Source organism: Mucilaginibacter celer (genome assembly GCF_003576455.2).
GTDB lineage: Bacteria > Bacteroidota > Bacteroidia > Sphingobacteriales > Sphingobacteriaceae > Mucilaginibacter > Mucilaginibacter celer.
Map to the genome: position 1 here is coordinate 2662025 of NZ_CP032869.1, position 17385 is coordinate 2679409.

Consider the following 17385-nt stretch of genomic DNA (forward strand, 5'->3'; position numbering starts at 1 on the left):
TCGGTTGTTAAAGTCTCTCTTCTCAAACTTTAGGTTATAACCGGTATCTTAAACTTTATAAAAATCAAAACGGTATTATTTTTTAGCAGCTAACCACAGCAATGCGTCCTCAAACATTTGGTTTTGCTGGGGCGAGGTAAATATCAAATCGCCGTGACCCATGTTCATGTATAGCATTTTGTATTTGGTGTTTGTCCATACCACCGGGATATCGCCATCGCGGATGATATCTTTTTTACCCAGCGGATAGTTTGCCGGATCGAGCGTTACCAGTACTTTAATGTCCTTGCTATCGCGCGGGTTGGGTTTCCAGCCGTACCACTCGTTGATGGGTGCTACATAGCTTTTACCCAGGCTTTTGGTTACGGGGTGCGTATTATCATCAACAATCATTTTGGCAGGCAGCGGCGGCCAATTGTTGTTGTAAAACGTAGCGCCCAAAAAGTTCACAAACCAAGGCCATTTGGTGTACTTATCATTATAGCCCGACACGTGGAAGCCCAGCCAGGCCCCGCCGTTATTCATAAAGTTTTCAAAAGCGCTGCGCTGTGCCTGGTTATGCGGAAACTCGTTAAGCCAAACCACAACCTGGTAGTCTTTCAGCTTATCGTCGTTCAAATCGCCCCAATTGCTGGTGGTATCAAAAACAAAGTTTTTTTCTTTGGCCATTTTACCGTAGAATTTCATGGCATCCATGGCAAAATCAACGTGGTCGCTCTCAACATCAGTTGAGTACAAGGCCAATACTTTAAATTGTGGCTGCTGGGCAAATGCAAGGTTACCGGCCAAGAGCATCAGCACAAAAAACATCGTGGAGTATATAAATTTCTTCATTGTAAATGCTTTACCGGGTTATTTATTCATTTCATTACCAAGCGAATCCATCACACTACCTACAGCAGCGCTGATCCCCCTAAACAAAGGCTCATCATCCCCCGACCATGGGTGACCCCGCCTGAAATCCCACCAGCGGTATTCAATTTTCGAGTATTCGTTCGAGATGCCTTTTTCTATCGGCTTTTCGTAAACATCATACACTTTTACCTCGTAGGTGGCATCGTAAACAATTACATCAACCACAACCCTCACAAAATAATAGTTGCCGGTAGTGCCTATGTTTACACGGGTTGTATAGGTGCCTATAATTTCGCCTTTCTTTTCGTTGGCGGTGGTTATCGCTTTTTCCTCGCCTTTAAACCAGTTTTGGGCTTTGTTGTATAAGTCGGCTTTTTTAAAGGTTGGGTTGAGGGCGTAAACGTTATCAAAATACACTTTGCCATTGCGCATTTGCAGCAATATGGGTGATGTGTTATTTCCCTGCGCTATGCTTATAAATGGCTTTAGCAAAAGGGACACAATCAGTAATTTTCTTATCATAGTTTGATTGGTTATGAGCAGGGTTTGTGGTTAGGTAAATATCAAAAAGCAGGGGTTAAATTGTTAATTTGAGGGTACTATTTTAACACTACAGGGCTAAAATAAAATCCGCAACAATCTAATTATCAACAAACAAAACAACATTATCTAAATAGATCTACACCAGCAATAATCGTTTAGCATGGTCTCGTAGATACGAGGCACCTACGGAGCCCCCTATTTCTATTTCCGTTTATGCTATAGACACGCTACTCCTACGGAGTACTTTGCATTTTTTTCACACTAAGCTTCTAATACTCCGTAGGAGTAACATGCTTATAGCAAGGTATCTGAAATTATTCCCGGCTCCGTGCCCCGTACTATAAAGGCGACCGGCTAAACGCCCTGATTTTACTTCTTAGCCGTCCAGAACGTTACTCCTATGGAGTACTTTGCATTTTTTTAAGCCATGCTTCTAATACTCCGTAGGAGTAACGTGTTTAAAGCAAAGTATCTAAAATCATTCCCGGCTCCGTAGGTGCCCCGTACTATAAAAGCGACCGGCTCAACGCCCTTATTTTACTTTTTTGCCGCCCAGAAAATCGCATTACTAAACAAGGTTGTATAATCCTTACTTTCAAAAAGCAAAGGCGAATGCCCCATAAAAATGTAAACATTCCGCGCTTTTTTAGCAGGATTAGTCCAGACTACCGGGTGGTCGCCCATGGTGATACCATCTTTAGGCTCGTATGTAGATTCATCCACCGAGGCCAGCACATGCACATTAGCCCGCGGACTTTTATCATAGGTGTACCACTCCTCTTTCTGCACTAAAAACGATGGCGATACGCCTTTCATAACCGGGTGCTTTTTATCCTCAACGTTCACGGTGCCTTTGGCAAAGGTGGCTATGTAATTTTTATAGCGGGTATTGCCCATAAAATTCGAAAACCAGTTCCACATTGGGAAGCCGTCAAATTCGCCAAGCAGGGTTGCATGGTGAAAACCAATCCAGCCGCCTTTACCTTCATCAATATATTTTTCAAATGCTTTTACAGCCGGTTCTTTCCAGGCATAAGGTGGGTAATCCAGTTGGATAAAAAGTTGATATTGTGACAGGAACTTTTCGTTTATCTTATCGGTATTCTGGATATAATCGATAGAAAAATTACTATCGGCTGCCAGTTTATCCAGCCAAACTTTGGCAACTTTTGAATATTCAATGTGGTGGCCCCCGTTTTCATACAGGGCAATCACTTTAAAGCGGGGTGCTTTTTGGGCAAAAGCCACGACGGTTAACAGGCAAAAACTAATTATCAGGGCTATTTTTTTCATGTTGATTGTTTACAGGTTAATGTATTATTTATAGATCCTGCCCATCATCGGGTTATTCCAGATCACTTTTTTCAGCTCTTCAATATCGATAGCCCCCTGGTGGGTGTAAACCACTTTGCCCTCGGGATCAACCAGCATGGTGTAGGGCAGTGCGCCATCCCATTTCGGGTCCACAGCTTCTATCATTTTGTACTTATCATCGCCGGTGTAGATGTAATTGGTACCCGATGATTGTTTGCGTTGCAAAAATTTCAGGGCTTTATCCTTATTGACCGGATCATCGGCACTGATGCTTACAAACTCTAACCCCCTGTCGCGATACAAGCGGTTCAGGGTTACCAGATCGTCAAACTCGGCAACACAAGGGCCGCACCAGGTAGCCCAAAGGTTGATGAGCCTTAGCCTGTCCGAATGATTTTTCACTACTCCGGCAATCCCCGTGGCGCTGATGGTATCTATTTTAACAGGTTCTTTAGCCCATTGAATTTGCGCTTTTTCAATCCAATCTTTTTTCTCTGCCCATTTTACCGAGCAGCCGAAAGTTTTGGTAACCGGTACGGCTATTTCTTTGCCGGCCAGCACAGCATCGATAGCATTGCGCACATCCTGCGATTTTGGTGTTTTAGCCGGATTTTCCATATCATCAATACGGCCATTATAGCGCAGCTTCCTATCCTTATCAAAAACAAAAATATGCGGCGTAGCTACCGGGCCGTATTTGTTGGATGCTATTTCGGTTTCACCATCGTACAGGTACGGGAAGTTGAAGCCTTTATCTTTGGCGCGTATTTTCATATCATCAAAACCATCGCCCAAATCGCTGTAACCTAACTCATCATACCGTAATGACGATGGATTATTAGGATTGATTGCAACAACGCTAACACCTTTGGCAGCGTAATCGCTGGTAAGTTTGATCACCCTATCCTCATAAGCCTGCGATGTTGGGCAGTGATTACACATAAACACAACCACCAGTACTTTGGCGTTTTTAAAGGACTGCAGGGTATAGGTTTTCCCATTAATACCGGGCAGACTAAAATCCGGTGCAGCCGCACCGATTGCCAGCGTTTTATGCTCATCGGCAGCATAAGAAAATACCGGGCTGCACAATAACAGCGCGAGGATTAAGCATATATGGATCTTTAACTTCTTCATAACAATATATAACGGTTTACAATTGATCGCTTGTGGAAACAGCCAGCAGGTACCAGGCCGTATGCGGAAGCCATTGCTCGGCCCATCGCCAATCTGAATCTTTGCCCGAAACGGCGTAAGGGATATTAAAGTCGATGTCGTCTTCGTTTTCAAAACCCGAGGTAATACCGTTTACAATGCCGCCCGGCGCATTGGTGTATTCAAATGTGCCGAAAAAGCCGTAGGCCGGGTTGTTATGACCGGTACCTTGCAGCATACTGGCATCGAAGGGGTTTAATCCTAATATCCAATTCAATTGGTCTATCGCGAAAGCAGATAGCTGATCGTGAAAAGCCTTATCGTCTTTAAACAGGTTAGCCGCCATCCTTGCAGCAGTAGCTACAGAACCAAGACGCGCGTTCTCTCCCTGCCACCATGGCGAAGCATCGCTGCCGTGCGGGAAAAAGAAGGCACTTTTGCGGTTGCCCAAAGTATCCTGCACCAGTTCGCGGCTATAGCCGAAGGGGTTATTTACCTCATGCGTAATGCTTAGCTCAAACTCCATCGATTTCCTTACCGCGGCTTTTATCTTAGCCTGAATAGCCGCCGAAGCCTGCGGATAGTAGTACAATAAACTCACCACCGGCAAACCACCATCCGATGGATGGAAAAACGGGCGGTCTTTATCATCGGCACGCCAAAAGTTTTGGTATTTATTCCATGAGCTGAGGCGGTTAAGCAGGTTATTAGCACGTTTTTCGGCAGCGGTTTGGTAAATTGGTTTGTGGGTTACTTTATACAGTTCGGTGGCGGCGCTTAGGGCGCAGTAATTATCAAGGATATTTTCCTTTTTATCGTAATCCATCTGCGGATTCTCCTTCTCCAAAAAGGCAAAAGCGTTTTCGGCGGCTTTCAGGTAATCGGAATTACTATACTCGCCCGATGTTGGATAAGCCGAAGCCATAGCCAAGGCCGCGATACTGATGCCCGCGCCTGAGCGGTAGCTGGCCTGGTAAGTACGCCAGTTTTTGCCGGTTGTGGTTTTGGTAAAAGATTGATCTTTATTTTGTTTGATACGATAGCTACCCTCATCGGCCTGAATCACCCTGTCTTTAGGTAATTTGCCCGGCCCCGGCGATGATACAGAACGATAGAATGAACCGTTTTTAGCCTGCATGCGCACCAAATAATCAGCACCATACATAGCCTCATCTAAAATACGGCGGTTAAACTGGCGGAAATCGGTTCCTGATCGGGCCGATAATAACTCGTAAGTTTTGAATAAGCTAAAAGCAGTTAACGAAATTTGCTGCGGGTTAAAGTAGTTGGAGAATGAGAGGTGGGATAAATGCTTGCCATAGTCACCAGTGGCATCGTACCAGCCACCGTGAGCATCAATGGTATCGGTAGTACCCGATAGTACTAAATGATGATCGGCCTTATCCAACAAACCCGAGCTGCGCTGCCCTTTAAAGTAATATACCACATCAGATATGGTGGCTTTTTCCAATACATTCTTTCCTATTATAAAAGGATAAGATGAAATATTGCCTTTGGGCGAGCTGAACTGTATTTTATAAGTGCCCGGCGTAGCGAAACCACTAAAATCAAGCGTCCAGAATTCAAAGTTCTTCCACTTGTTTACCGGGCCGCTGTAAGTGATCGTACCCGAAAAAACGGTGTTGCCTTTTTCGGCATCTATTAAATTAAAATTGCTTAGGGTAAGATGACTATCGGCTACAATAATGGCATGTTTAGCTTTATTTTCTTCGTAACCTACATGGTTGGTTACCACTTTAATACTTTGAGCCTGCGCAAAAAACGGCAATGCTGCCAAAAGCAGGCATATCGATAATAAAATGGTTATATGTTTTTTCAGGTTCATATATAATTTAAGGAATTATAAAGTCGCGGTTAGGGAAGCGTTTTGCATCCGGTTTCAAAACTAAAAGATAATGTTACCGCTGGATATTTTGCTGCCACTACATTAGCACTACGGTTTGTAGATAGTTTTAAGTCTTAAGTTCTAAGCCTAAAGTCGGCAGTCCGGTTAAGCTTTTTTTCTTCAGACTAAATACTTCTGACTTAGAACTTCAGACTCAGAACTTAAGACTACGGACAGCCAAGCAATAAACGATAGTAGTGCTAATGTAGTGGCTTCAAAATAGCAATTGAACAAAGTTTCATTGATAATTGCAGAAGATTAAATTTCATACATTGTATAAACCAATTATGAAACGCCGCGCCCACAAAACGCGGCTATAAAAACCTTAATAATTAATGGAGAATACCGAAGGAACCCGAAAATTTCTGATAGCTACGCATGGCAGGCTGGCTGGCGGTGTAAAATCATCGCTCGATATTATTACCGGCGCTATGGATAGTATTTTTTTGATAGAGGCTTATGTAGATGAAAACAGGTCGATCGAGGATGATATTAAAGCGGTGGTTGACCAGGTTGGCGATAACGACGAGTTGATTGTGTTTTCGGATATTATGGGTGGCAGCGTTACCAATCAGGTTTTGCAATATGCCAGTCAAAGCAACGTGCATGTAGTTTCGGGCTTTAACCTGCCTTTGGTAATTGAGATAGTACTGGCAGATACCGATACCCCGGCGCAGGAAGTAATTGCCGAAGCCATTGAAAACGCCAAACAACAAATGGTATACGTAAACCAACTTTTAGCCGCACAAACGCAGGAGGAAGACAATGATTAAACTGATTAGAATAGACGACCGGTTGGTACACGGCCAGGTAGCCTTCACCTGGACACCCGCTCTTGGTGCCGATTGCCTGCTGATAGCAAACGATAAAGTAGCTAAGGACGAATTTATGAAGATGACCTTAAGCCTGGCCAAACCGGCAGGCACAAAACTGCTCATCAAAACCGTAAAAGACGCAGCCACTTTTTTAAACGACGAAAAAAGCAAAAACGCCAAAGTACTGGTGCTTATTAATAATATTAAAGATGCGGCCGCTTTAGCTGCCGATGTACCGGAGATCACCTCGGTTAATTTTGGTGGCTTACGCTCCAAAGAAGGTTCAAAGCTGATCTCGAAGGCCATCGCGGTAAATGATGATGATATTGCTGTGATCCGTGAGATGCTGGCCAAAGGCATTGAACTGGAAGTGCGCCAGGTGCCTACCGATAACCGGCAGCTTGTGGAAAGCCTTATTTAATAAACTAATTTAAAACCCATACAAACAACTATTTAAATCCTTGTCAGTATCATACTTGCTCATCGCGCTGATAGCGATGTTTGGACATTCGGAAGATTTTTTGGGCACTACCCTGCTTAGCCGCCCGCTGGTACTTGGGCCGCTGGTTGGCCTTGTGCTTGGCGATGTAACGCAGGGCGTGATCATCGGCGCTACTTTGGAGCTTATTTTTATGGGCAACATTAAAGTAGGCGCGGCCATTCCGCCCGATGTAATTACCGGCGGGGTGTTGGGTACGGCCTTCGCTATTATCTCGGGCAAAGGCCCTGCTATCGCGTTGGCTATAGCCGTACCGGTTTCCATCCTTGCCGAAATGGTGATTAGCGGTTTGTTTGTATTGCGGGCTATGCTCAACAAAAAATTTAGCCAATATGCCGATGAGGGCGATTTTGCAGGAATTCAACGGCTGCATATTATATCCGGGCTATTAAGGCCTTTGTTGATGGGCATAATAATAATGCTGGCGCTGCAATTAGGTGCAGGCGCAATGAAGTCGTTTTTGGATCTGATACCGGCATGGGTACAAACCGGCTTACAGGTTGCGGGTAATATGCTACCAGCTTTGGGCTTTGCCTTGTTAATGAACCTGATGTTCAACAAAAACATGGCACCATATTTTTTCCTGGGTTTTATGTTGGCCGCATATTTAAAACTCCCGGTTATTGCTATTGGAGGTTTTGGAGTGATCATTGCCTTGCTGGTAACGCAGGTTGCACCAAAACCAGCCATTGATGACGATGATGATTTTGGCAGCAATGATGAGCCCGCCGAGCCGGTAAAACTCAACCCGAAACTCAGCAAAAAAGATATCCGCTCGCTGTTTTTCCGTTCGTTAGCATTAGAGGCTAATTTTAACTTTGAAACCTGGCAAAATACAGGCTTCGCTTTTTCTATTATCCCGGTTTTAAAAAAGCTTTATAACACTAAAGAGGCTATGGCCGCCGCTTTGAAAAGGCACCTCCAGTTTTTTAATACCAGCCCTTACGGTTCAACCCTTATTATGGGTATCACCGCCGCGATGGAAGAGCAAAAAAGCAGTGATGAAGATTTTGATGAAGAATCAATTAACTCGGTAAAGCTTGGTTTGATGGGGCCATTGGCTGGTGTATTCGACTCATTGTTTTGGGGAACTTTTAAGGTGATTGCTGCCGGGGTTGGTACTTCGCTGGCTATTAAAGGGAATATTATGGGGCCTTTGTTATTTCTGTTGATATTCAATGTACCTCACTTATTGCTTCGGTATAAATTAACCTTTGTGGGATATGATGCGGGTACACGGTTTCTGCAAAACCTGGCCAAAAATAACGTGATGGACAGGCTTACCAAAGGCTCATCTATTTTAGGGCTGATGGTAGTTGGCGCTATGCCCGCCACGTTGATGAATATCACTACACCCTTGCACATCGGCGCGGATAAATCGGCCGTGGGCATCCAGAGTATTTTAGACCAGGTGGTGCCTGCCATGATCCCGCTCGGCCTCACCTTTTTAGTGTACTATTTTGTTAAAAAAAATATAAAAACCACATACCTGTTGTTAGGCCTGCTGTTGCTTGGTTTTGCAGGGAGTATTATTCACCTGTTTGCATAAAGAAAAGATATAAATGAAGGGAATTGGAGTTTCACCGGGCATAGCCATAGGCAGGGCGTTTGTGATTAAGAAAAACGCGCCCGCCACAAACGGTATTGTTTTAAAAAACCAGGTAGAGATAGTGGCCGAGATAGAGCGCTTTGATATCTCGGTGGTAAACGCGCTGGGCGAGATCGATGCCATCAAAAACAGCTCGCAACTGATGCTGAACGATGATGACATCGCCATACTCGAAACGCAGGTTGAGCTGATTAACGATCCGCAGATCCGCGAGGATGTAGTGGCCAAAATTGAAGCCGAAAAGAAAACCGCCAACGATGCCCTGATAGAAGTTACGGCAGGCATTGTAGCATTATTTGAAAGCATGGACGATGAGTACATGCGCGCCCGCTCGGCCGATTTCCAGGATATCGGTAACCGCATCCTCAAATATATTAACCGCACCGGCGATACCAATGCCCGCTCGTTCGAGCCGGATACCATTGTTATTGCTGATGACCTCACCCCTTCCGACACCATCACATTAGACCTTAACCTCGTCACCGGTTTTGCAACACAGGCAGGCAGCCGTACTTCGCACGCGGCCATTATAGCCAAATCAAAAGGGCTGCCTGCCGTTGTAGCCTGCGGCGATGAGTTAATGACCATTAACCATAACGATTTTATCATCCTCGACGGCCTCAGCGGTTCGGTTTACGTAAATCCAGGCGAGGAGATTATCAGCCGTTACTCGGCCAAATCGGCATCCTTCAGGCAGCAATCTGAAGTGCTGAAAAAAGTAAAGGACAAACCCGCCATTACCCCCGATGGCAAACAGGTAACCCTGCTGGCCAACATATCCAGCGCCGACGATCTGGACATGGTTCACGACAATGGCGGTGAAGGCGTTGGTCTGTTCCGCACCGAAATGCTGTTTATGGATCGTGATACTTTCCCGGATGAGGAAGAGCAATTCGAGTTTTACAAGAAAGCCGTACTGCAAGCCAAAGGCAAACCGGCAATTATCCGCACCATTGATATTGGTGGAGATAAACACCTCTCCTACTTCAACTTACCTGCCGAACTCAATCCTTTCCTTGGCTACAGAGCCATTCGTATCTCTTTAGACCAGGAAGGGTTATTTATAGTACAATTGAAAGCTATATTACGCGCCTCGGCTTTCGGTTCGGTAAGTATCATGTTCCCGATGATCTCGAATGTAAAAGAGATCCGTGATGCCAAGGTTATCCTCAATAAAGCAAAAGCCGAGCTCACTGAAGCAGGCATTGCTTTTAGTGATGATGTGAAAGTTGGTATTATGGTCGAGATCCCTTCGGCGGCAGTTACAGCGGACATCCTGGCTAAGGAAGTAGATTTTTTCAGCATTGGCACCAATGATCTTTGCCAGTACACTTTAGCTGTAGACAGGATGAACGAGAAGATCACCCACCTTTACGATCCTTTCAATCCGGGAGTGCTACGCCTTATCCTGAATGTAATTGAGCAAGGCCGCGAGCATAACATCCACGTAGGCATGTGCGGCGAAATGGCTTCTGATCCGTTAGCTACCCTGCTATTATTAGGCATGGGACTGGAAGAGTTTTCAATGAGCGCGGCATCAATCCCCTCCATCAAAAACATCATTATCAATAACACCGAAGCCCAGGCCAAACAAGTTTGCCAGCAGGTAATGGCGATGGACAGCTCGGAAAACATTATTGCCTATTTAAAAGAGATAACCCAATGATAACCAAAGATTATATCATCACATCGGCACAAGGCATGCACGCCCGACCGGCAACACAACTGGTTAAACTGGCCAAAGGCTTTAAAGCCAACACCAGTTTAAAAAAAGGCGATAAAACCGTTAAACTTAACAGCCTGCTCAATATCCTGTCGCTCAGCATTAAAGGCGGCGAAACCGTTTCTGTAATTATGGATGGTGAAGATGAAGTAAGTGCTGCCGTTATCATCGATGATTTTTTTACCAAACAGCTTAAAGAACTATAAACAGCATAAATGAAAGTAACTATAACCAAAAGCGAACAGGAATTTGACGTAACCGCGGCGTGGCGCATCATAGCGCAAATGCTGGAGAAAAGAAACTCGGTAATTGGCCTTTCAACAGGGCAAACTACCATTGGTATGCACCGTATAGTATCCGAAATTTATGCCCAATATCCATTTGATGTATCGAACATTACCCTTTTTAATGTTGATGAATTGACGAATTTGGAGCGGGAATATGCTGGCAGCTGTTATACGATGATATTAAACCAGATTGCCGGTCCGCTGGGGATACCTGATGAGAATTTTATTATGCCGCCTACCCTTTCGGACGATTTTGTGGCCGAGAGCATCCTGTTTGAAAAACGTCTTGCTGAGCGTGGCGGTGCTGATCTGCAAATGCTTGGCATCGGCAGCAATGGACATATCGGTATTAACCAACCCGGAACCCCGCTGGAAAGCGAAACATGGGTATCGCCAATGGACCCGGATTTTGAGGCCCGTGTTCGTCGCGAAACCCAGGTCCCGCCCGAGATTGAACTTGGCGGCTTAACGCGTGGTATTAAAAATATCATGCATACCCGTAAGTTGATCCTCATTGCCAAAGGCAGCCATAAGGCAGAGATTGTTAAACAGGCTATCCTCGGGCCGGTGGGTAGCGATATTCCTGCTTCGGTGGTACAATTGCATCCTAACTGCGAAATTTTATTGGATGCCGATGCCGGTGCTTTGGTTGCTGACTATGCTAAGGAACGCGGTTATAACTGGTAACAGATGATGAACTGATAAAATAGAAAAAGGTATCCTGATGTGTTTTGGGATACCTTTTTTGTTCCCAATACACTATACGCCACATTTCAACCATTAACCACCACGTCATTGCGAGGTACGAAGCAATCCCAAACTATACAGGGCGGATATGTATAGCGGCTCTGCTTATCGGGGATTGCTTCGTACCTCGCAATGACGTGGTGGAGAAATATTGCAAATATTAATCATTCAATTTCCTCTCCCACATGAAATACATCTACCTCACACTAATGGCAGCCACCCTCCTCCTATCCGGCTTCTACCTCATCCGCGAACCGATGACTGAACACCTCGAGGACGGAGCCGCCTACCGCTGGCTGAATAAAAAAGTAGAAAACAAACGCCTGCTTGATGATATGGAAAGCATGGATAACTGGCGCTCTTTCACCTCATCGGGCGTACAGGTTGTTGATGCCCGCAAGGTAATGGTAACACCCGATTCCAGCAGTTCGGTAGCAACTATCGAACTATCTGATAAGTATGTGCACAGTGGTAAACAGGCATTGCTCATGAACACGCCTACCCGCCTGGCCAACGCGGCACCTAAAAACGGCAGACACTGGGGACGGTCGGGCGTACGGAGACTTTTTAATGCAGAGGACTGGACAAAATATAACCGAATTTCCATCTGGGTATATCCCGACCTGCCCGGTTTTTACACTACCGCGCTGGATTGCCAGTTGTTTAATGATGGCGTAGAAAAACTACCTGCTATTTTTGGCCAGGAAGGTCAAACCTCGCTCACACTAAAAAACCATGAGTGGAACCATGTGGTTTGGGAGATCAGCAATGTAGCGAGGGATAAGATCACAGCCTTCGAAATGTCGTACGGGTTATCGGGCAGTTATCCCGGCGAGGCCGGTAATATCCGTTTTTATTTCGATCAGATGGAACTGGAAGCTGTGAAAGCCGACAAAGTTGAAGGCTGGGATGTTGAACAGGGGAAGATTTCCTTTGCCCATACAGGCTATCAAAACGGTGCTCAAAAAACAGCCATTGCCAATGGTATAGAGGCGAAAGATTTTAAGCTGGTTAATGCCGATAACAGAAAAGTTATTTTGCAGAAGGCCATCCAAAAAACAACATCTCATCTCGGCAATTTCGATGTGCTGGATTTCTCGGAAGTAAACGCGCCTGGGAACTATATTTTACATGCAGGCAAGGTTAGCACAAGGCCGTTCAGGATAGATGCCGATCCGTACGAACGTACCGTATGGAAGGCCATTAACTTTTTCTATGCCGAACGATGCGGTACAGAAATACCGGGCATCCACGGGCAGGAACATGAAGACTGGCTTTGCGTACACGGCGACAAACGCATTGTTATCAACGGAGGCTGGCATGATGCCGGCGACCTCTCACAAAGCTTCGAGGCCACGGAAGAGATCACCTACGCCATGCTAAGCATGGCCGAAAAACTACACGCCCGAAACGAAAACCCTAAGCTATACCAACGTGTACTGGAAGAGGCTAAATGGGGCCTGGACTGGATCCTGAAAACAAGCTTTGGCGATGGCTATCGTAATACCGGATCTATCAACAGCCGCCGTACCAATAATATTATTGGCGATGATGACGATGTGATCACCACGGCGCAAAACACGCCAATGGCTAATTTTGAAGCTGCCTCGGTAGAAGCCTACGGCTACCGGATATTTAAAGATATCGACCCGAGATATGCCAGCTATGCCCTTCAAAAAGCGGAAGCTGATTGGCAGTTTGCCGTAGATGGCCTGTCAAAGCTAAAACCGGTAACAGATCAATGGCGCGGCACATTCGATTCGAATAATGTGGAAGATGAGCTACCATCGCAGATCATCTTCTCTTCCATCGCGCTATGGAAAGCCACAGGTAACAATAAATACAAAGAACTCGCCATAAAACAAGCGCCCTATATCACCAATGCCCAACAACGCGAACGCCCGGATTGGGATACGCCGCTTACCGGGTTCTTTTATACATCTACAGCTAAAGAGCGCATCCTGCACTATTGCCACCGCGGACGCGAGCAAGCTCCAACCATGGCGCTTACCCAACTTTGCGAAACTTTTCCGAACGAGAAAGATTGGATAAAATGGTATGCATCGGTTACCCTTTACTCTGAATACCTGAAAACCATCGCCAAATACACCGCGCCTTACAATGTGATGCCTGCATCCGTATACACCGATACCGAATATGAAAGCGTACCGGAAAGCCGTCGCGAATCATTTCGCAAGCAGGTTTTAAAAGGCGTACCGCTGGGTAAAGGCCATTACCTGCGCCTGTTCCCGGTTTGGATGGATTACCGGGGGCATTTCGGTACTATTTTACCGCAGGCCCAGGCACTGGCCAACGCCGCTCATTTAAGGGGCGACCTGCCATCGGCGCAACTTTCTATCAATCAATTAGAATGGATCATTGGCCGTAACCCATTCTCGGCAAGTACCATGTATGGCGAGGGATATGATTATGTACCGCTTTATACCCCATCATCAGGCGACATGGTGGGCGGCCTGCCGGTAGGCATCCAAACCAAAGATGAAAATGACGCGCCATACTGGCCCGTTCAAGCCATGTGGACTTATAAAGAAATCTGGGGCCACCCGGTTACCAACTGGATCTGGCTATTGAAAGATGTAGAAGGCCCGGCAATAGTTGATGGTTTGGCTAACGGCCCGGTTGTTTTTAAAGAGTTAAGTACAGGTTTAACTACTATTGTAAAACCCGATGCTTCAACCAAAAAGTTTAAAGCAAGCCTGCCACAAGGGCAATATACGGTTACAAATAACGGCCAATCGCTAAGCCAAACTTTTTTACCGGCTTCAAGCTATCATCTGGATTTGCGTAAGGATAAGTTTTTAAAATATGAATTATCAAAAACCATATCAGCAAATGGCGAACTGGTTATAAAAGTAAATGTATGGGGAAGCGGGTCACATAATTTCAGCATCCGGGCCGACAATTTAAATATTGGCGCAGCCAATAAACAGGTTACCCTTAAGCAAGGCACCCAGTTTAGCTTTGAATGGAAAGGGAGCGTTGATGATAAAAAGGCTCCGTGGGTGGCTGTGGTTATTCCAGATGGTGATTTGGCGATAAAGAAGGAAATAAGAGGGGCTGATTGGGAAAAATGAAGCTAATCAGCATCATCATAAAAGTAGCATTATGAAACGTACCTGTAACAAAAGAGCGTGGGGCTGACAGAAAAGCGGGCCGGGAGTATGGCCCGCGGGCTGAAGCTTTTTTCTGTCTTGACTTTTTGGTTACTTTTGTGTCAAGACAAAAGTAACAGCCCCCGCGGCAAATGAGCTGCCAATGATTGTGCTATTGAACTAAGGTTGTTATATAATGTAAGTTAACGAATGCCGCATGCTAATTAACGCGAATAGTTCCATCGCCATTGCGTTACAAACGCAAACCCATTTTAAGCCCTCGTTTTAAACGAGCGCAAGTTAATTTTAAACGAGCGCAAGGTTAATTCATACCAAAACAAAAAGCCGCCCGATAATTCAGGCGGCTTTTCCTTTGTACAAGATTTAGGCTATTATTAATCTAAATGACCGTTTGCTGCATCAAGCAGGTACCCTTTTTTATCATCAGCATACTCCCAAAACATCACCCCGGCCATTCCCTGCCTTTTAACATATTTACACTTCTTTTTAATCGACCATTCATCATCAAATGATATAAACTGCCGGGTTACCGTGTTATACAGGTACGGTGCCTGAGCGCTTTTATCCCGGTAGTATTTAAAGTCTTTATTGGCTTCAAGGCTATCCTTAATAAAGGTATAGCTTCCGCCACGCATCCTTTCGAGGCTTTTTGACCCCAAACCGGTTTTGGTACTATCAGACACCCTTACCGATCTTCCATAAAACGCCATTCCCAACACCAGTTTTTCGCGCGGAACACCGGCATCAATAAACGCCTGTGTACCGGCATCCGAGTTATTTTCGGTTTTGAGGTACTTGGAGGCGTAGAGGCCTGTGTGGTGTACGGCTAAGTCGGCACCGTAGTCATAAGTCATCAAATTGATGTAATCGAGTAGTTTGCCTACTTTATCCATTTCGGTGTTTTGGGTAAAGCGTTTAAAGGCTCCTACTGCTGCGGTAAGTAATTGCTTTTGGCCGGTTTCTTTTTCCAGTTTATCCAGTTCGGCACGTAGTTCAACAAACATCAGCGTAAAATTCACTTTATCTTCGGGGCGGTATTTATTTCCATCGCCATAGGCATTGGGGTACTCCCAGTCAATATCCACGCCATCCATTTTAAAGCGGCGAACAATATCAACCGCACTCACGGCAAAAGCTTTCCGGCCGGTATCGGTAAGCGCCATATCCGAGAAATTTTTACTCCAGCTCCAGCCTCCTATCGAGATTAATACTTTCAGCGCCGGATTCTTTTTCTTCAACCCAACCAGGTATTTAAAATTGGCGGTATCGGTACGGCGGAACCTTAATGAGGCCCGGTTACGCTGCACATCCACAAAGGCATAATTAATATGTGTAAGTTTTTTAGCGTCGACCATATTGGTATCCAACAGCCCGCGGAAACCGCCCACATAGCCAATAATTACATGCTTTTTTTGTTTTACCTTCTGTGCATTCGCGGTATAAAAAGCCAATATCAGGCATGTAAGCACCCCGGCAAGGCGCAGCGCCTTGCTAAATTTTAAATTTGTTGTCATCATAATTGTTTAGAGATGAAAGGTTTAAATTTTAAGTCGCAATCGTTTCTTTTCCATCAGGCCAACCAGCAGTATAATCAAAAACGCGGTGGCAAATGATCGCAACAGGCCGGGGAAGCCGTTGTTGATCAGGCTGGGATATCGTACATTAAACAGCTCGAGAATAAATACCTGGAAATATGGAATAAGGTAACAGGTTAAAGTGCTTGTGCCTGCGGGCTTGATCCACTTAAAAGCATTTACCTTGCCCTTAACATCAACCACGTAAATCAATATCAAAAAAGCCAGCGTGGTAATGCCCGAACAAATAAACACCCAGGCCGGTGTTGAACGGATTTTAGAAATCCCCTCGGCATAAGGCCTTATCGCGAAGCCGGCCACCAAAAACAACACGCCGATAATAGCCAGCGTTGCCCAGATGCGCTGAGTTTTGCCCTGCTCAACCAGCCTGGCATAAATGCCCGAGATAACCACGCCACCCATGGTTAGCGTCATGGTCGAGGCATCGTGGATGATCCATAACGGTTTTAAAAATATGATGGCATTGCCAATAAAAGTACCGGTAACATCATCGCCTGCAATTTTTACTATCGATTCATCGCGCATTACTTTTATTTTAAATACACTATGCGCAATGATATTGATGGCTGCCAAAACTATCCAGGCTACAATGAGCGAATTGAGTTTTCCCTTCACCATAAAATAAATCAGCGCACATACCAGGTACGACCAGCCTATCAACCCTAAAATTCCCCACCATGATGGTTCCATGCCGTGTACATCGCCATCTTCGCCGCCTTTATAAACCACCGCCATGGCCACCAGCATGGCTATGCCTAAAATTTGAAGCGCATATTTTTTTCCTTTAGCCATGGTTTCGGGATAATCAAGCCAGATAAGGAAAAATGCCGTAGTGATAACCAGAGCCCAAACTGCTTTGGAGATAAGTGCTGCCGATGAGTTGAACTCTTCGAGATTTACGTGGAAAAACCCCATGATAAGCAACGCAGCACTGCGGATGAGGATGTAAAACAAAACTTCCTTTGCACTATCGCCTTTTTTGATGCGGTTATTAATAGCAAAAGGCAACGACAAGCCTACAATAAACAAAAACGCCGGGAAAATAGTATCGGCAAAACCCATCCTGTCTTCAAAACCTTTGGCATGATCAATCCATTCGGGAATATGCCTTACTCCGCTGGCATCGTTAACAAATATCATCAGGAGCATGGTGATGGCCCGCAAAACATCGATAGATAAAAGGCGTTTGGGTAATTGTTGCAT

14 protein-coding genes are annotated in these 17385 nt (G+C 45.3%); 7 read left to right on the forward strand and 7 right to left on the reverse strand.

The window, feature by feature from the left end; genetic code table 11:
- Window positions 1–75: 75 nt before the first annotated feature.
- The 5 genes from HYN43_RS10490 to HYN43_RS10510 all read right to left on the reverse strand — a co-directional run bounded on the left by HYN43_RS10490 (window position 76) and on the right by HYN43_RS10510 (window position 5713).
- Window positions 76–834, reverse strand: a complete 759-nt coding sequence (locus HYN43_RS10490; protein ID WP_119411648.1) for a ThuA domain-containing protein — start codon at window positions 832–834, stop codon at window positions 76–78.
- An 18-nt stretch (window positions 835–852) separates the two neighbouring features.
- Entirely contained in the window at window positions 853–1377 is a 525-nt protein-coding gene (locus HYN43_RS10495) for a DUF4468 domain-containing protein (protein ID WP_119411649.1), read from the reverse strand.
- A 558-nt stretch (window positions 1378–1935) separates the two neighbouring features.
- Entirely contained in the window at window positions 1936–2691 is a 756-nt protein-coding gene (locus tag HYN43_RS10500; RefSeq protein ID WP_119411650.1) for a ThuA domain-containing protein, read from the reverse strand.
- A 24-nt stretch (window positions 2692–2715) separates the two neighbouring features.
- Entirely contained in the window at window positions 2716–3849 is a 1134-nt protein-coding gene (locus HYN43_RS10505; RefSeq protein WP_119411651.1) for a redoxin family protein, read from the reverse strand.
- Window positions 3850–3865: 16 nt separating this feature from the next.
- A complete protein-coding gene (locus HYN43_RS10510; protein WP_205589914.1) occupies window positions 3866–5713 on the reverse strand; it encodes a glycoside hydrolase family 9 protein in 1848 nt (615 codons plus the stop codon).
- Between the two features lie 395 nt (window positions 5714–6108).
- Between HYN43_RS10510 and HYN43_RS10515 the strand changes: the two genes are divergently transcribed.
- The 7 genes from HYN43_RS10515 (at window position 6109) to HYN43_RS10545 (ending at window position 14548) form a co-directional block, all read left to right on the forward strand.
- Complete coding sequence (locus HYN43_RS10515; protein WP_119411652.1) at window positions 6109–6546, forward strand: PTS sugar transporter subunit IIA; 438 nt, start codon at window positions 6109–6111, stop codon at window positions 6544–6546.
- Window positions 6539–7009, forward strand: coding sequence for a PTS sugar transporter subunit IIB (locus tag HYN43_RS10520; protein ID WP_119411653.1), 471 nt, complete (start codon window positions 6539–6541; stop codon window positions 7007–7009). The genes HYN43_RS10515 and HYN43_RS10520 overlap by 8 nt, the downstream gene beginning before the upstream one ends.
- Before the next feature lie 40 nt (window positions 7010–7049).
- Window positions 7050–8636: a PTS system mannose/fructose/sorbose family transporter subunit IID gene (locus HYN43_RS10525; protein ID WP_162996412.1), complete on the forward strand. Its 1587-nt coding sequence runs from the start codon at window positions 7050–7052 to the stop codon at window positions 8634–8636.
- 13 nt (window positions 8637–8649) lie between these two features.
- Entirely contained in the window at window positions 8650–10362 is a 1713-nt protein-coding gene (ptsP, locus tag HYN43_RS10530; RefSeq protein ID WP_119411655.1) for a phosphoenolpyruvate--protein phosphotransferase, read from the forward strand.
- Entirely contained in the window at window positions 10359–10625 is a 267-nt protein-coding gene (locus HYN43_RS10535; RefSeq protein ID WP_119411656.1) for an HPr family phosphocarrier protein, read from the forward strand. The genes ptsP and HYN43_RS10535 overlap by 4 nt, the downstream gene beginning before the upstream one ends.
- 9 nt (window positions 10626–10634) lie before the next feature.
- A complete protein-coding gene (locus tag HYN43_RS10540) occupies window positions 10635–11393 on the forward strand; it encodes a 6-phosphogluconolactonase (RefSeq protein ID WP_119411657.1) in 759 nt (252 codons plus the stop codon).
- 269 nt (window positions 11394–11662) lie between these two features.
- Entirely contained in the window at window positions 11663–14548 is a 2886-nt protein-coding gene (locus HYN43_RS10545) for a glycoside hydrolase family 9 protein (protein WP_162996413.1), read from the forward strand.
- A gap of 413 nt (window positions 14549–14961) precedes the next feature.
- On the opposite strand, the gene HYN43_RS10550 is transcribed toward HYN43_RS10545, so the two are convergent.
- Both HYN43_RS10550 and HYN43_RS10555 read right to left on the reverse strand, forming a co-directional pair.
- The gene (locus HYN43_RS10550; protein ID WP_245447238.1) at window positions 14962–16104 is read right to left on the reverse strand and encodes a glycoside hydrolase family 18 protein; all 1143 of its coding nucleotides are present in this window, start codon (window positions 16102–16104) and stop codon (window positions 14962–14964) included.
- Window positions 16105–16125: 21 nt separating this feature from the next.
- Complete coding sequence (locus tag HYN43_RS10555; RefSeq protein WP_119411660.1) at window positions 16126–17385, reverse strand: DUF5009 domain-containing protein; 1260 nt, start codon at window positions 17383–17385, stop codon at window positions 16126–16128.

Excerpts from the sequence above, each read along its gene's own strand:
- HYN43_RS10490 (WP_119411648.1), bottom strand. The coding sequence starts at position 834 with ATGAAGAAATTTATATACTCCACGATGTTTTTTGTGCTGATGCTCTTG.
- HYN43_RS10495 (WP_119411649.1), bottom strand. The coding sequence starts at position 1,377 with ATGATAAGAAAATTACTGATTGTGTCCCTTTTGCTAAAGCCATTTATA.
- HYN43_RS10500 (WP_119411650.1), bottom strand. The coding sequence starts at position 2,691 with ATGAAAAAAATAGCCCTGATAATTAGTTTTTGCCTGTTAACCGTCGTG.
- HYN43_RS10505 (WP_119411651.1), bottom strand. The coding sequence starts at position 3,849 with ATGAAGAAGTTAAAGATCCATATATGCTTAATCCTCGCGCTGTTATTG.
- HYN43_RS10510 (WP_205589914.1), bottom strand. The coding sequence starts at position 5,713 with ATGAACCTGAAAAAACATATAACCATTTTATTATCGATATGCCTGCTT.
- HYN43_RS10515 (WP_119411652.1), top strand. The coding sequence starts at position 6,109 with ATGGAGAATACCGAAGGAACCCGAAAATTTCTGATAGCTACGCATGGC.
- HYN43_RS10520 (WP_119411653.1), top strand. The coding sequence starts at position 6,539 with ATGATTAAACTGATTAGAATAGACGACCGGTTGGTACACGGCCAGGTA.
- ptsP (WP_119411655.1), top strand. The coding sequence starts at position 8,650 with ATGAAGGGAATTGGAGTTTCACCGGGCATAGCCATAGGCAGGGCGTTT.
- HYN43_RS10535 (WP_119411656.1), top strand. The coding sequence starts at position 10,359 with ATGATAACCAAAGATTATATCATCACATCGGCACAAGGCATGCACGCC.
- HYN43_RS10540 (WP_119411657.1), top strand. The coding sequence starts at position 10,635 with ATGAAAGTAACTATAACCAAAAGCGAACAGGAATTTGACGTAACCGCG.
- HYN43_RS10545 (WP_162996413.1), top strand. The coding sequence starts at position 11,663 with ATGGCAGCCACCCTCCTCCTATCCGGCTTCTACCTCATCCGCGAACCG.
- HYN43_RS10550 (WP_245447238.1), bottom strand. The coding sequence starts at position 16,104 with ATGATGACAACAAATTTAAAATTTAGCAAGGCGCTGCGCCTTGCCGGG.
- HYN43_RS10555 (WP_119411660.1), bottom strand. The coding sequence starts at position 17,385 with ATGCAACAATTACCCAAACGCCTTTTATCTATCGATGTTTTGCGGGCC.